Consider the following 14,306-nt stretch of genomic DNA (forward strand, 5'->3'; position numbering starts at 1 on the left):
TTTGAAAACCCAGTGGCGCAGCTGCGCAGATTATTGGCATCTTCACTGGTGTACTTTCATCCGGAACGAGTGGTGTACTTTCCCCGGAATATTCAACAAAAGTAAACAAATTGATAAAATCGGCAAGGCAACGCGCCACGTGATGTAGAAGTAATGATCATTTTGTCCCTTTAAAACTTCAAACAGTAACACACGACAAAAACCCCTGACCCAATAAAAGATCAGGGGTTTGGATGGGCCGGTTCAGACTTGCCCATGTTTGTAAAGGATTGATAGAACGTTTTAAATGGTGCATTTCCGCTAACTCTTCATGACCATCGGGATAAAGGTAAATCCATTTAGGAAGCTGACACCTGCTATCTTTATACTTCGGGAACGTTAGCTAACGCAAGTTGTGTTTTCAATTTAGAAACACCATCGGCTAAACGGTCCTGGCGCTCCTCTAAATTTCCCACGATGTTATTGACTGCCGACTGTGCCGTACTTTACGTGATGTTTAAGCCAAAAATAACGAATCCTTGTCAAACATAAAAATTGCTACTTTTTACCGATAAGTTTCCGATATCTCATAATTCGGCACTTTATCAAAAATTTTTACACTAACGCATAACAGTTTGGGGGCATGCTGTCAGGCGGGGCAATAAAGCAATGACGCTTAATAGAGTACCAAAGCACAAAGGTGCAAAATGTCCAATAGAATTACGTCAGCCCCGCTTGCAGCAAGCCCTCGTTAGCGGTTCGTTGTTTTTCTGTTGTCATTCGTTACAAAGTTCCAAAAACTAATTTTTCGTCTTGTCCTGAAACCAAGTTTTTCATAAAGTAATTTAGCTCCAATATTTGTGTCAGCTACGTGTAAGTATGGATTTTTTTGTTCGTCAATTATTTTGTTGCTTGTATAGGCAAGTAGTTGTTTAGCATAACCTTTCCCTGTATGTTCAGGATGCGTTACAACAGAACTTACTTCGGTATATTTATTCATTTTCATTCGTTCTCCTGTAACCGCAATCAGTTTTTCATTCTTGTAAATGCCATAATAACTTCCCAAGCCTGCTGTCTTGGTTTTAAAGTAGCCAGGTTGAACCAAATTAACAAGGTAAAATAAATCTACCATTTGTTTTGTCGTTCGTAATTCAGTAATATGTTCACATATTTCAATCTCAATGCCTTTATCAAGGAGCATCTGATTGCAAACTAATTCTTTGTTCAATCGTACTGTGCTGTTGAAATTTGGTTTGTCGCCAACTACATAGAAATTGTTTGTCAACATAGCATAGGTGTCAATTGCTGACTGAGTTGTGTCAGGAATTATAAAACCACCGAAAGGACAATAGGATGGACAATAGAATTTCGTGCCATTATAGTCAATACCAAAGTCTTTATGAGTTTCGGTCAGAGAATACCAAGTCGGATTGTTCAATTTTTCTACTTCCATTATTAATATGATTCTGTCGCAATACAATGACCGCTAACTTTTGTCGTGTCGCTGTCAGGCGGGGGCATTAAAAGCACTTACCTGTCGGCAAGCACAAAGGTAAAATAAAAGCACTAACATTCAATTTACCACGTCCGCCCGCTTGCAGCAATACGATGTCAGCGGTTCGGGTTTTGTCAATTCGTCTATTTGGTTTTGTTGTCATTCGTTTTGCTTGTCAGCCTTTAATAGCCGAAAGATATGTCCATACAATAAAAAGGATTTGTAAAGGAACTCTAAACCACAAATAAATCAGCCCGTTTCCGTCAAAAGTTCCTTTTTGATAGTCAATGTGTTTTATGGCTGCATAAATGTTTGCTGGAAGTATGAGTATGAAAAATGCAATTAACAACCACGCTGTCAGAACTCGGAAATTTGGGATAAAAAGTCCGATTGCTGCTCCGATTTCAATAAAGCCTGTTAAATAAACTACTTCTGTTTTGTATGGAATGAGGTCGGGCAACATCATTGACATTCCTTTGGTAAATGCAAAATGCGCAATAGCTGTAAACAAAAGCATAGCGGACATTGCAATTCGTCCTGATAACGCAAACCCAAAGTTTCCACGAACAAATTTTGTGGTCAAGAGTGAAACTGTAAATACTGAAAGTAAAACTATTAGAGGCATCTGTCTGTCGTTGTCTTTTGTTTCTGTTGGCGGTTCGTTGTTTTCTTAAGCTTTCTGTTCGGTAACTAATGTCTGACTCTTCCAAAGTGCAATTTCAATTCTTCGAATTAACCAATATTGCTATCTGATTAATTGCGTGTTGAGATTCTTTCAAATTAGTCAAAGCAATCCAAACATGAAACATTTTTGGGTATTCAAAATAGTTGACTGAGATATTCCGTCCCTCCATTTTCTGTTTAAATTTTCTCGAATCGGCATGGAATAAGTCGTGGGTACCAATAAATAGCGAGATTTTTCCAAGGCCTGAGAAATCCCCGTAAATAGGGCTTACCCTGTAATCTGTTGGATTTAGCCCGACTGCATATAATTCTCCAGCCATTTTAAGTCCTTTTGTGCCAAGCAGTTTATCTTTCCTGTCAATTTCAACTATTTCTGGATTGCTCATTGTAATATCAAGCCAAGGGGAATTCAAAATGATTTGCGAAGGCTGCGGCTTGTTTTCATCTCTCAACTTCTGGGCAAATCCCAATGCAATACCACCACCACAAGAATTACCCATGAAAATAATATTCTCCCGTGATGTCTCAGAGAGCAGTTCTGGATAGAGTTTGTCAAAATAGGCGTAGACATCTTTATAATTTGAAACCGGGGCCAAAGGATAATCAGGTACTACTATTGAACAGTTGGTTTTGGCCAATAACTCATGAACGAAACGCCAATCATATTTTGTTAAGTTCGAAATATAACCGCCACCATGTATGTAAAGAATTACTTTGGATGAGCCACCTTGTTTGGGCTTGAACATCCAAACCTTTCGCTGATTTATTTCCCTTACCTGAGTTTGAAAATCGGACAGCAAAATGTTTGGGGGTTCCACGGCTTCCAAAGAAAATCTATTGGCTTTGATACGCTTTTCAATGGCGTTTTTCTTTCCGAGTACTGTCATCAATGACTGCAAAAACTGTGATTTGAAACTTGGAGAAGGGTTGTGAACATAGGTAATTGATGTATCTGTTTGTGATTGCCCAGCCATTGTTTTTGTAATTAATAAGATTAATGTTAATAATGAACGTACACTCATTCCTTTTTTTCTACAAAGAAAGTTGAAAGTTCAATATCGGACAATGAACCCAGGTTAAGAAATACGCCTTCTTATTCTGCTTAATGCCTGTGGTGTAATACCAATATAAGAAGCGATATACTGTAACGGGATTTTTTTGATCAAATCAGGTTGCTCTGTGAAGAGGTTTAAATATCGCTGTTCTGCGGTATCATTTAAAAGCGAAATTTCCCGCTTTACCTTTTCTAAAAATAATTTTTCACTCGCAAGTCTGCCAATCAGGTTTCCTTTTTCTGTGTCTTGATATAGCATTTGTACATCATGATATGACAGCCGCCAAAGTGTGGTTTGAGTGATGGTTTCTATATGATAAACTGAAGGCAACCTGGTAAGGAAAGAATCATAAGCACCAATGAAGTCATTTGAAAAAGTAAGCTCAAAAGTAACTTCTTTATTTTCCTTTGGAATGTAGTATCGTACAATGCCTTCTTCAATAAATGAAACGTGATCCTCCACCTGACCTTTCTTCAAGATCAAGGTCTTTTTCGGAAATTCTCGCCGAATAAATTTAGAAGAAATAATAAGCCAATCCTGTTCCGAAAAGTCAGCGTATTTGTTTTGAAAAAAACTTTTAATCTGTTCCACTGTTATGACAGTTTGCTTTTTATCTCATAAGGGTCGTGTATTGTAAATCCCTTGTTGCTGTGTATCTTCTACAATGACCGCCAACTGTAAAATAACCCGGGGAATTGACATCAATGAATTAGTTATTTGTTAGAGAACATAGCGCCCTCATGCAAATATACCGCAATGGCTGCTTGCCTCCAAATCAATTGTACAAACGATCACATCCCCCATTCGACGGCCTATTTCTGGAATTATAACTTAACATTGCTCCGTTTGACGGTCATCTCAATAGCCGCGCATTGCCACTTTAACCCGGCGCAAGGATAATCACGCTATCCAGCGATAGCCACTGATTGAAAATAGAGGTCATTTTACTTTTTTCTTCAATACTTGGCTTAATTCCCTGACGACGGAAGCCTTGTCCTGCTGAATTTTTTTGCCGAGTTCTCTTCGCGGGGAATTCGCGTTATATTTTGCACCCCAATCCATAATCTCGATAACTATCGGTAGCAAGTCAGCGCCTTTTTGTGTCAAGCTGTAAACAAACTTTGACTTATTGGTAGGCGATACTTCCTTCAACAGAATTTTTTCAGCTTCTAATACACTCAAACGATTGGCGAGAATGTTGGTTGATATTTTTTCTTCCGACTCCAAAAACTCGCTATACGACAGCAAAACAATATCACATGGATCAGTTCTGATTTGGCAAACCCTGAAAAGTCAGTAGGTGAAACAAAAGATGGCGGCGAAAGCCGGCATCGCTATTACTATTATGTGTCAAGTATCGACCGGCGCGGTTTGGAAAGCGAAGCCAGTGAAGAAGTGTCGATTACGATGCCTTAATATGTCTTGTTTGCCCTTTTCGGTTGTCGCGTTTGTCACCACGCCATCCGCGGACGTTTTGCTTATTTTGTGTAGTGAACAAAAAATAGGATTAATACTAAAAATCAAAAGTTATGGACACGCCGCAATCCCTACAGTTAGCCGTGATCATCCCTGCTTACCGGATGCATACGCAAACTTTCATCAATGCACTGGACAGCTTATCCGAAGAAGATGCACTAAAACGAGTTGAAGGCAGAACCAATCACGTTGTTTGGATGGCCGGCAACTTCGTCAACATGCGCTACGGTCTGGCGGATGTCTTGGGTATTGATGAAAACGACCCTTTCGAAGAATTATTCCATGAGGGCAAGGCATTGGATTCTGCGAAAACGTATCCCACGTTAAAGGAGTTGACAGCGAATTTCCATCACATATCTCCTGTGGTATACAATGCACTGCTGAAGCTAACCGATGACCGCTTATCGGAAGAAGTTCCCATGGGCATGAATATCTCCTTTGTGCCGGAAACCCTGCTAAACTTTATCGGAATGTGTATCGGTAGGGCAGATTACCTCTGCGGCCAGATCGGGCTGATGCGCAGGATTCTCAACTACCCGGGCATGAAGTATGATGTAAACAAGCAAGTCAAGTACTGAGCTATTTAGCTTGAAATGAAAGCAACTTGCTGTTAACCAGTTTGAAGAATTCCTGTTTGTAGGCGTTGCCGATAGGGATAGACCGGTCGTCGTTCCGTACGCGAACCACGTTCCCTTCGACTGCCGTGAGGTAGGTCAAGGAAACGATGAACGATTTGTGAACCCGGATAAAGCCCTTATCGGCCAAATGTTCGTATACATATTTGAGGGTAAGGAAAGTGGTGATGGGCGGCTGCCCGTCGCTATGAATGATCACATAGTTGCCCAGCCCTTCAATAAAGGTGATACGCTGTATATCCACTTTGAGCAATTTGCCCTTCTGTTCCGACTTTACAAAAAGAAAAGCGTCGTTCCCGTTCGTTGCCGTTTGCAGGGTGCCAACGGTTGTGGTCAGCCGGCTCACCGCTTTAAGGAACCGCGGGAACGCAATGGGTTTCAGCAGATAGTCCACCACCGCATGCTCGAACCCATCCAGCGCATATTCCTTATAGGCGGTGGTCATGATGACGCGGGTATCCCGTTTGATCAGCTTGAGGAGTTCAACCCCGGTGAGGTTCGGCATCTGCACATCCAGGAATACCACGCCATGCATCAGGTCATCCAACAGTGCGAGCCCGGTAACGGGATCGGTGGTTGCGGCAATTAAATTGAGGTAAGGAACCTGTTCCACGTAGTGTTCCAATACGTCAACCGCATGCTGCTCGTCGTCGATGATGATACAGTCGATCATGAATTCAGTGGTATTTTCAGTTGCACTGTAAATGCCGATGGCTCGTCTTCCAATACAAAGTTATAATGGCTGCCATAGATAAGATCCAGTTGCCGCCTGATGTTTTGCAGACCGATGCCGTTGGAAAGTTCTTTGATGCCGTTGCCTTTCTTGTTTTTTATATAAAACGACAATTCACGGTCGTTGGTATGCAGCTTTATCAAAATAGGGTGACTTTGGTCATGTAAATTGCCATGTTTAAACGCATTTTCGACCAGGGTGATCAGCACTAAAGGAACGATGCTTGCGGAAGGATTGGTTAGGTCTTCATCGAAACAAATATTCAGTCGGTGATCGTGGCGCCGCTGATTGATTTCGATCACGTTTTTCAAATGCTCCACCTCCTCCATGATGTTTACCCGACCATGCACATCCTCTCTTTTTGCCAGCGCGTACCGCATGATGTCGGCCAGTATCAGCACGGACTCCGCTGTTTTTTCATCGCTCTTCATAATTTTGCTATAAATGAAGCTCAATGAATTGAACAGAAAATGGGGGTTGATCTGGTGTTTCAGTGCACTGAGCTCGGCCTCTGCCTTTTGTTTCTCTAAAATGATCTGCTGCTTGCTTTTGCGTATCCACTCCGCCATCAATGCCACCGAAAAACAGGCGACCAAATCACATAAACTGAACATGGCGTGCCACAGCAAAAACCAGGAAACACTATCGTCGGGAATGGCGGTGGTGGACAATCGTTCCTGCATGTTTTGGGGGTCTTGTGGTGCCGAAAAAAGCCACCAGTAACTAAGGGCTAACTTTAACGCAAACATCACAAAAAAGACAGCCAGCGCACGCCAGATTCGTACCTTGTGCATCAGGGGCAAAATCACATGAAAGATCAACAGGTAATACGTGACGACTGCCTCCACGATAAACAAAAAGGTATTGATGCCAAGCCCGAATCGCTTGCTGAAATCGTATACGGTTTTTTCAGGATTGGCCATGTATGCCATAAAAAATAAGGTGCCATGAAGCACCAGGCTCATCAACGTCAAGAGAATAAGTCTTTTGCGGTTGCGTTTCAGAAACGCTATGATCGACTTGAATGGATTCTTGGGCATAATTAGAACGTTAACCCTATTCCGCCGAAGATACCGACATTTCCTTTGGTCGTCACCGAAAGGTCTATCCGCGATTGCAGTTTGAGTTTAGGGATAACCTGTTGCCGGAACCCCACACCAAATACGCCGGTGATGCCGGGTTTGTAATCCTCAAAAAAACTGGGTGCTACATCCCCCGCTCCCGCGAACACCACATAGCCGTACCGCGGGTCGACATTGCTGAAATTCGATCTCAGCTCGCCCTGCAATGCAATTGCCTGCCTATCGATGTAGAGGTTGCGCCATATGCCGCGCAATAGCCGGTCGGCCGAAAGATAGGGTAATTGGTAAAAAGGCGCGTCTCCGTTGAATACGCCGTGGTACAGTGCCTGCACCGCCAGGGTCGTACCTTCCGTTAATATCGGCAACGCATGGAAACCACGGTAATCGAGCTTAACATCGCTGTACACGAAGTCGCTGCCAAGCCATCCGCCATAGCGCCTGAAGGACAGGTCTGCGTAATAGCCTCCCGTCGGGAAAAACAGGTCGTTCCGCGTATCAAAACGCAACACCGGACCCGCGCCAGCTAAAAATCCGCCATCTCCGTTGGGCACCGCGGTTGAGGCAGATCCGCCGAAATCCAATCGGCTGTCGTTACGGACCTGATAGGTAATGCCCGCAAAGAAGCGTTCGTCGATGGCTTTGGTCACTTCCCCTTCCCAGGAAAACACGTTGTTGTGGTATACGGTGCTGTGCTCTTTTTGGGCATCGTTGCCCAATCCGAAGAAATACGACCGATTGTTGTGGAGAAAACTCGCATGGTTGACGTAGTGCCATCCGCGTTTGCTGAAATAATCTATCGTCAGGCTCGTCTGCAATTGGCCGTTGAAGCCATAGGCCACCGAAGGCGTGATCGAAGACGGACGGAAGAAGCGTGGTGGAACGGAAGACCCATTGACTTTTGGAGGGAGTATGAAACTCATGCCAAGTCCAAGTAAAAAGCTGGTTTCCGGGCTGTAGGAAATGATCGGTATCGGAACAATACCCACTTTGCTGGTGGGCCCATTCAGAAAGGCCGAATCGGGCAGTGCGGAAGTGGCGCTAATGCGTGCCTCCGCCAGATCGGTTCGGACGGATTGCCATCCCGCTTGGTTAAGCACCGTCAATTTGCCCTCCTCAAACCCGTCGGCGGCGATGGTATTGTTCAGGGCCGTCACGCGCGAACGCTCCGACAGATCCCATACAGCGAGATGGCCCGCGTCGTTTAGGCTCATCAGGTACCTGCCGTCGGGAGCAAACGCCAATTGTGTAAACTGCCCTTTGTCGGCATGGATGGTTTGCACCACGCGATCTTGCCTGAGGTCCCTTACCTCGATCCGGTTCTTGTGATTGATGCTGGCGTATTGGTGCCTATCCGCGGGATTGTATACCAAGCCGTTCAACCGGGAAGTCTCCCAATGTACTTTTTGGGTTTTCAGTGTTTCCGTATCGATTTGCCGCACCACCGACCTTGCTGCCGCCAGCAAATGCGAACCCTCGGCGTCCACAGCGATGCTGGTGGTTAGGTCGGTAATCGAACGCATGATCAGCAATTGCCAGTGTTGCGTATCGTAAGCCGCCAGCTTTGCCCCCCAGAATGTCTTGGAATGCACGAAAAAAGCCCTGTCGCCGTCGCGGGTGAAAGCAGCAGACTCGATGGCGAACGGATATTGCTGTTTCATTTCGCCGTTTCGGGTCAGATCGTGTACGTAAGTGGTTTTCTCCGTCTTCGTTTTGATGGAATAGAGCAACCAGTGGCCGTCATCGCTGATGGTGCAGAAATAAGGTGATGCGTGATGGGAAGTGGCTATCACGGTGGCCGCGTCGTCCGCCAAAATGGTAGAGACTATAAGCTGGCCATCGACGAACTGCACCATCCGGCCGCCATTGGCCGCCAAAGGCGCTGTGGCATGACGATTCGTTGGGTCTTGGGCATGGACAGTTATCGAAAAGGACAGGCAAACCAGTAGGAGTAAGGAAAGGGTGTATCTGAAAGCGGCGTACAGTATGGGCATCAATTCATTAATTTTTACGTTCAACATATCGTTACGACGGGAATAAAGGTAACGTAATGGTATTTATTTGCCAACAAAATTATGCAAACGGCCGGATTCGCTATGTAAACGTCGAATAAGTCCCGGAGATTTTTTCGGTCAATCATGGAATACGATCTGGCAGGGAAAAGGTAAATGATTTCTAAAAATGGGTCAGCCGCTATGGTGCTGAGTCGGGATAGTTATTTTCAGACAAATAAGATTGAAAATCTCTCAAACTGGCAGGCTGGCTACGATAGGCCACATGAATGTCGGGCCGGATGAGCATGATGCTGTTTTGCCTGATATTCCATTTTTGAATTATTTGTGCGTATCCCGAACAAGGTTCCACATCAATCATAGTTAACCAATCTAACTCTGTACGGTTCTTCCATGATTTTATAGCGTCCAATTCGGTGTCCGAAGAATCCACGTTGAACATTAGCAAATTGAAGCCTGTATTTTTCAACAAATCCAAGCTGGTCTGGCGATCTGAAAGTGGGAAGAACGGAAATCGATCTCCCGGTGAGGGTGCATCGGCAGAAAAGGAGCGGCGCGCTCCCGAGCCGTTCATGCCACTGTCAGGATACTTTATATTCAACTGAGAAAGCCGGAGAAAGCCGGTTTTCCGTACAAAGGAAGACGAAAGCAGTATCTTCAGGGCAAGAGGAAATATCCGCAATCTTATGAAACGAAAGAATGGATTTTTACTAACAGTAAATTGAAAAGCTAAATCCGTATTTTTTAACAGGTTTCGGGCGATAGGTTTCCGCTCCTCGTCATACGACTCCAGAAGCCTGTTTGGAAAACCAGATTTTAGAACCATCGCCAGTTTCCATGCCAGGTTATAAGCATCCTGGATTCCGGTATTCATCCCCTGTGCTCCGGCAGGGCTGTAAACATGCGCCGAATCACCTGCGAGAAAACAGCTGTTTTTTCTGAAAGCCTCTACACTTCTGCTATGAAGCCGGAACACAGAGAACCAAATGAACCTTTTGATTTTAATGTTCAGTCCCAGCAGGTTTTCTGTATTGTCTTTAATGTCGTTTTCTGAAAATGCATCGACATCCTTTTCGGAATCATGCAAAAAGCTGAATATCCGGTATTTGTTTTTCTCCTTAAACGGAAAAAATCCCATAACCTGATTTTTTTCCATTGCGGTTACGATATGATGTTGAGGGCTGTCCCAATCTAGATAGACATCAGCCAGCATAAAGTTTTGAGGGAATGTTTTGCCATGAAAGGCAATCTTCAACTGCTCTCTCACCGTACTCGAAGCCCCATCTGCACCAATTAGGTAGTCGGCTGAGACATCATAAGCTTTTCCATTGCGACAAATTACCGATGCTACGCCGTCCCCGTTTTCTTTGGTATCGGTAAGCCGGGTATTCCATTTTACTTTTTCTCCATGACTCACTAAAAAATCTATAAGCAGCTTTTCGGTCTCATATTGTTCCAGCAAATAAATATTGGGAAATTTGGTTTCTCCTTCTCCTGGCTTAGTAAAGTAAAATTGCTGAGCAATCTTTCCAGAAACATAAAAGGTGACATTTTCGGCTCTTTGCGCTGATTTGAGAAATTCGTCGGCCACACCCATCTGATCCGGGCTTGGACTCCAAACGCATTAGAGGTTTGTACCGGTCCCGGTTTTTGATCGATAATTAAAAAATCGATTTGAAATCGACAGAGTTGGCAAGCCATCATTAGTCCCGTGGGGCCAGCGCCGGCAATCAGTATCGATGTCTTACTAGGTATATCCATAATGTCTTCATTTCAGCGCCGTTAGGGATGATTATTCCAAAAGACAGTTTATTGCATTTCTGTTTTCATCCAGCAGTAAAAAGGTGCTTCGTTCCGTTCGCTTACCTATAACTTAACCGTATTATGCGTCCGAAAGTTCCTGGCGGCGATTACGACTTTGTGTCCTTTTTCGCACTATTTTGATTACATCGCTGTGAACCCGCCATCAGCCATTACGGCCGATCCTGTCATCATTCCAGAATCTTCGGATGCTAAGAACACAGCTATGCTCGCAATTTGCTCGGGTCTGCCCAAGCCTAACGGCTGCCAATCCGTTATTTCTTCCATGTAGGCCGCTTTGCCTCCGTAGGCTTCATAGTATGGTTCGGCCATAGGTGTGTCGGTCATGCCGGGACAAATGCAGTTAGCACGTATCTTGTCTTTGGCATGTTCGATAGCAATTACCTTTGTTAAAGCCAAGACGCCGGCTTTACTGGCACAATAGGCTGCCAAGTCTGTTTCCGCAACCACAGAGGCAATCGAGCCGCAATTAATAATCGAGCCACCGCCTGATTGCTTCATGTAAGGAATGCCTGACTGGCATACATAATAGACACTGGACATATTAACGGCGACAGTGCGCTCCCAGTTTTCATTCGTCATTTCCAGAAACGGCTCTGCCTTTGCAATTCCTGCGCAATTGCATATGATATGCAAACCTTCGTATTCCATGACACCAGCGTTGACGGCACTCGCCACTTGTTCTGACTTGCCGACGTCGCAGCAGATGGCGGTTATTCTATCGGAGAGGCTTGTCTTCAATTTCCCTAGTTCCGACTCATTTACATCGAGAGCGATAATTTTAGCTCCTTCCTTCCACATGGACACTGCCGTGGCGTACCCTATTCCGGAGGCTGCTCCTGTAACCAATGCAACCTTTTCTTTTAATCGTTTCATTTTGTTCGTCTTCTTTTAATTCCTAGTTTTAGTTTGCTTTTAGTCGAGTGCATGTCTTACAATGGCCGCTAACGCCTACCGGCTCTGCATTCAGACGGATTCAGAAGTGCAAGGTCCCTTCAGTTTTCATTTTTTGTTCACTTTGCGTCACTGTGAATCACCTTTCTAATTTGACTTATCTGTATAGCCGGTTGGATATTTGTGTAATTTGTAAAGTCATTAATAATAGTGTCCCTGTTTTGGGCAATTGCTTTATTATATTCGTTGACATCGTTGACATAGAAATAACCTGTGGCCAGAAAGGGGGGCTCCTCCCCCGATGTTCTACCCATAACGCCCTTCTCAGTTTCGTAATGTGTCAGATTCTCTCCCAAAAACGAGGCCACCATAGGCATATGCTTTTTTTCATAGTATTCAAAGTCAAAAGTTTTGCCTTCTCCGTTAGGATAAAGTATCGATACCCTAAACGTTCCAGAAAGCGGCGCCTCGGCATATTTCGGCCTCCCGGTTTCGCAGCCAACTAAGGCTAGAAATAACAGAATCGATCCCTGTATAACAATCAATATCCGGGTCATACTAAATGCATTCATCATATCACTTTTAGAAACAATTATTTCAACAGCTGCTTTATTGTATTCCCGTTTTCATCCAGCACTGAAAACGATACTTCGTTCCGGTCGGTTACCTCCAACTTGACACGCGGCTTCCCGTCGGTTCCGTTGATCACCAGCGCCGTGGTACCGTTACTGGTGCCGAGCTGCAAACGGTTAGTGCCCTGCCCGATGCCGTTTCCTTTGTCATTGACCGTAAGAAACGCTTGATAGCCGGTCGAATCCTCGCGGGAGAACATACCGATGGCGTCCACCGTGCTATAATCCAATACCATCGCATTGAATGCTACATTTTCGTTTTCCATTACTGCCATGCCGCCATGCTCATTACCCTGCGGATCGTACAGTACAATGCCACCCGCCTTAATGGCTCTTTTGTAAGACTGACCGTCCAGAACCGGATCGGGAACACGTTCCTGATTGGCCAAAATGATAGCGGGCGTACCATCTTCGTTTACGATATTGATCCGTTTTACCGTAATTTCGTCTTCGTTCGGACGGTTGAACCCTGTTAAAACCAGAAAACCGCATACTAGCGTAATGCCAATGTTATAAATCACTAGCAGTTTGTTTGTTTGTCGCATAATTTATAGTTTATTTGTTATTCAGCTTCTTGGACGAAACCAAGGATATAGCCATTAAGATCTTTCATTATCAACTTAATTGGGTTGGTGTCCCAGTGTTCAATTTCCGCTAAATGTCGGAGGCCTTTAGATATTCATCCAATGAGCGTTGCACATAACTCATGGCATCCACCGCATCCGGGCTATCTGCGGGTTCGACAACATTTCCGTTGGTATATTTCCCTTGTTCCTGTATCCACCAAATGTTTCCAAAGGGATCCGCGATACGGCCTACTTTGTCTCCCCAATAAAGTTTAGTTACCTCCGTTACTGAAATTGCACCCGCTTTCATAGCCTTGTCGTAAATCGCTTGACTATCGTCGACAAAAATTCTGAGAAAAGCACGCGTTGGAAACCAGTGCGATTTTGAATCAAAGAGCATGACGATGGCGGTACCGATACGCGCTTCCATATGCCCAATGGAGCCGTCGGCATTGTATGCTCTATTGTCTACTATTTCTACCGCATCAAATGCAGCGTTCATAAATTCAATCAGTTTCACTGATGACGGCGAAATTATCCAAGGAGTAATTGTTGTATAGCCCTCGGGGATTGTTGAATTTGATTTATTCATTCTTTTTTGTTATTAAAGTAGTAGTTGACACCCTAGATTAAACCTGCATATAATATGATCGATTCCGTGCTATTAAAAGCTACTATTCCAACAACTGTTTTACAGTTTAACTGTTATGTTGTGAATTGTCTTAAGTCGTTCTAACATTCTTTTTCCTGTATTTTTTTTAACGTTTTTAAATCGTTCATTACAGCCGTTGCATCCTGTTCAAATGCTTCTTCCGTCATATAGGGCATCCTAAACAAGGTAAAAACAAATTCGCTCCCTTGATTATTTTCGATCACTCTCATCGGATTGTATACAGTTGTGCCATCTGTAAGAGTAACCCAATGGTCTATAATTCCGAAATTATTGTCGGGAACGAATTCCACTTTAATTCTTCCTAAGTCGGATACAGCAAACCAAGTGCTGTTTTCTTTAACTACAGATTGAATAAAATCTGTCCACGCAGGCCAGTTTTCAGGGTTTGAGGCATAACTATATACCTCATCGGCAGGCTTATTTATAGAAATACTTATATGTTTTACAGCGTAAGTACTAATATTATTTTTGTCCATATGTAATCTTCCCCTAACTAGCTACACCCAAAACTAAAGAATTCCAATCACAATTATTGTTGTTGTCCTGTTGTAATGTGGGAAACTCGGAGAGTT

General features: G+C 44.0%; 15 protein-coding genes and 1 pseudogene. 1 reads left to right on the forward strand and 15 read right to left on the reverse strand.

Annotated features, from left to right (window positions below):
• Window positions 1–730: 730 nt before the first annotated feature.
• From BM030_RS19025 to BM030_RS19045, 5 genes are all read right to left on the reverse strand, one after another.
• Window positions 731–1,432, reverse strand: a complete 702-nt coding sequence (locus BM030_RS19025) for a GNAT family N-acetyltransferase (protein ID WP_090975193.1) — start codon at window positions 1,430–1,432, stop codon at window positions 731–733.
• 217 nt (window positions 1,433–1,649) lie between these two features.
• On the reverse strand, window positions 1,650–2,099 hold the full coding sequence (locus tag BM030_RS19030; RefSeq protein WP_090975194.1) for a DoxX family protein: 450 nt from the start codon (window positions 2,097–2,099) through the stop codon (window positions 1,650–1,652).
• A gap of 94 nt (window positions 2,100–2,193) precedes the next feature.
• Window positions 2,194–3,180, reverse strand: a complete 987-nt coding sequence (locus BM030_RS19035) for an alpha/beta hydrolase fold domain-containing protein (RefSeq protein WP_090975195.1) — start codon at window positions 3,178–3,180, stop codon at window positions 2,194–2,196.
• Window positions 3,181–3,234: 54 nt separating this feature from the next.
• A complete protein-coding gene (locus BM030_RS19040; RefSeq protein ID WP_090975196.1) occupies window positions 3,235–3,804 on the reverse strand; it encodes a Crp/Fnr family transcriptional regulator in 570 nt (189 codons plus the stop codon).
• A gap of 348 nt (window positions 3,805–4,152) precedes the next feature.
• The gene (locus BM030_RS19045) at window positions 4,153–4,440 is read right to left on the reverse strand and encodes a winged helix-turn-helix transcriptional regulator (protein ID WP_211657665.1); all 288 of its coding nucleotides are present in this window, start codon (window positions 4,438–4,440) and stop codon (window positions 4,153–4,155) included.
• Between the two features lie 302 nt (window positions 4,441–4,742).
• Here BM030_RS19045 and BM030_RS19050 point away from each other — a divergent pair, with 302 nt between their 5' ends.
• On the forward strand, window positions 4,743–5,267 hold the full coding sequence (locus BM030_RS19050; RefSeq protein ID WP_090975198.1) for a hypothetical protein: 525 nt from the start codon (window positions 4,743–4,745) through the stop codon (window positions 5,265–5,267).
• A 1-nt stretch (window position 5,268) separates the two neighbouring features.
• Here BM030_RS19050 and BM030_RS19055 read toward each other — a convergent pair whose 3' ends face one another.
• The 10 genes and pseudogenes from BM030_RS19055 to BM030_RS19095 form a co-directional block, all read right to left on the reverse strand.
• Window positions 5,269–5,997: a LytR/AlgR family response regulator transcription factor gene (locus tag BM030_RS19055; RefSeq protein WP_090975199.1), complete on the reverse strand. Its 729-nt coding sequence runs from the start codon at window positions 5,995–5,997 to the stop codon at window positions 5,269–5,271.
• A complete protein-coding gene (locus BM030_RS19060) occupies window positions 5,994–7,097 on the reverse strand; it encodes a sensor histidine kinase (RefSeq protein WP_090975200.1) in 1,104 nt (367 codons plus the stop codon). The genes BM030_RS19055 and BM030_RS19060 overlap by 4 nt, the downstream gene beginning before the upstream one ends.
• A gap of 2 nt (window positions 7,098–7,099) precedes the next feature.
• Entirely contained in the window at window positions 7,100–9,157 is a 2,058-nt protein-coding gene (locus BM030_RS19065) for a BamA/TamA family outer membrane protein (RefSeq protein ID WP_090975201.1), read from the reverse strand.
• A gap of 172 nt (window positions 9,158–9,329) precedes the next feature.
• On the reverse strand, window positions 9,330–9,974 hold the full coding sequence (locus tag BM030_RS20530; RefSeq protein ID WP_397236536.1) for an aromatic-ring hydroxylase C-terminal domain-containing protein: 645 nt from the start codon (window positions 9,972–9,974) through the stop codon (window positions 9,330–9,332).
• Window positions 9,948–10,909: pseudogene (locus tag BM030_RS20535) on the reverse strand (FAD-dependent monooxygenase); the annotation flags it as partial. The pseudogene BM030_RS20535 and the gene BM030_RS20530, both read right to left, overlap by 27 nt.
• Window positions 10,910–11,092: 183 nt before the next feature.
• On the reverse strand, window positions 11,093–11,845 hold the full coding sequence (locus tag BM030_RS19075; RefSeq protein WP_090975203.1) for an SDR family NAD(P)-dependent oxidoreductase: 753 nt from the start codon (window positions 11,843–11,845) through the stop codon (window positions 11,093–11,095).
• A gap of 137 nt (window positions 11,846–11,982) precedes the next feature.
• A complete protein-coding gene (locus BM030_RS19080; RefSeq protein WP_211657666.1) occupies window positions 11,983–12,438 on the reverse strand; it encodes an EthD family reductase in 456 nt (151 codons plus the stop codon).
• Window positions 12,439–12,455: 17 nt separating this feature from the next.
• Window positions 12,456–13,040 (reverse strand): hypothetical protein, encoded by a 585-nt coding sequence (locus BM030_RS19085; RefSeq protein WP_090975204.1) that lies wholly within the window; start codon window positions 13,038–13,040, stop codon window positions 12,456–12,458.
• A 109-nt stretch (window positions 13,041–13,149) separates the two neighbouring features.
• Window positions 13,150–13,653 (reverse strand): VOC family protein, encoded by a 504-nt coding sequence (locus BM030_RS19090; protein ID WP_090975205.1) that lies wholly within the window; start codon window positions 13,651–13,653, stop codon window positions 13,150–13,152.
• Window positions 13,654–13,793: 140 nt separating this feature from the next.
• Window positions 13,794–14,210 (reverse strand): SRPBCC family protein, encoded by a 417-nt coding sequence (locus tag BM030_RS19095; protein ID WP_090975206.1) that lies wholly within the window; start codon window positions 14,208–14,210, stop codon window positions 13,794–13,796.
• Window positions 14,211–14,306 lie beyond the last annotated feature (96 nt).

It is taken from the genome of Parapedobacter composti (genome assembly GCF_900112315.1).
GTDB lineage: Bacteria > Bacteroidota > Bacteroidia > Sphingobacteriales > Sphingobacteriaceae > Parapedobacter > Parapedobacter composti.

Bases quoted from the DNA above. Each gene is read 5' to 3' on its own strand.
- BM030_RS19025 (WP_090975193.1), bottom strand. From the start codon at position 1,432: ATGGAAGTAGAAAAATTGAACAATCCGACTTGGTATTCTCTGACCGAA.
- BM030_RS19030 (WP_090975194.1), bottom strand. From the start codon at position 2,099: ATGCCTCTAATAGTTTTACTTTCAGTATTTACAGTTTCACTCTTGACC.
- BM030_RS19035 (WP_090975195.1), bottom strand. From the start codon at position 3,180: ATGAGTGTACGTTCATTATTAACATTAATCTTATTAATTACAAAAACA.
- BM030_RS19050 (WP_090975198.1), top strand. From the start codon at position 4,743: ATGGACACGCCGCAATCCCTACAGTTAGCCGTGATCATCCCTGCTTAC.
- BM030_RS19055 (WP_090975199.1), bottom strand. From the start codon at position 5,997: ATGATCGACTGTATCATCATCGACGACGAGCAGCATGCGGTTGACGTA.
- BM030_RS19060 (WP_090975200.1), bottom strand. From the start codon at position 7,097: ATGCCCAAGAATCCATTCAAGTCGATCATAGCGTTTCTGAAACGCAAC.
- BM030_RS19065 (WP_090975201.1), bottom strand. From the start codon at position 9,157: ATGTTGAACGTAAAAATTAATGAATTGATGCCCATACTGTACGCCGCT.
- BM030_RS20530 (WP_397236536.1), bottom strand. From the start codon at position 9,974: ATGGTTCTAAAATCTGGTTTTCCAAACAGGCTTCTGGAGTCGTATGAC.
- BM030_RS19075 (WP_090975203.1), bottom strand. From the start codon at position 11,845: ATGAAACGATTAAAAGAAAAGGTTGCATTGGTTACAGGAGCAGCCTCC.
- BM030_RS19080 (WP_211657666.1), bottom strand. From the start codon at position 12,438: ATGATGAATGCATTTAGTATGACCCGGATATTGATTGTTATACAGGGA.
- BM030_RS19085 (WP_090975204.1), bottom strand. From the start codon at position 13,040: ATGCGACAAACAAACAAACTGCTAGTGATTTATAACATTGGCATTACG.
- BM030_RS19090 (WP_090975205.1), bottom strand. From the start codon at position 13,653: ATGAATAAATCAAATTCAACAATCCCCGAGGGCTATACAACAATTACT.
- BM030_RS19095 (WP_090975206.1), bottom strand. From the start codon at position 14,210: ATGGACAAAAATAATATTAGTACTTACGCTGTAAAACATATAAGTATT.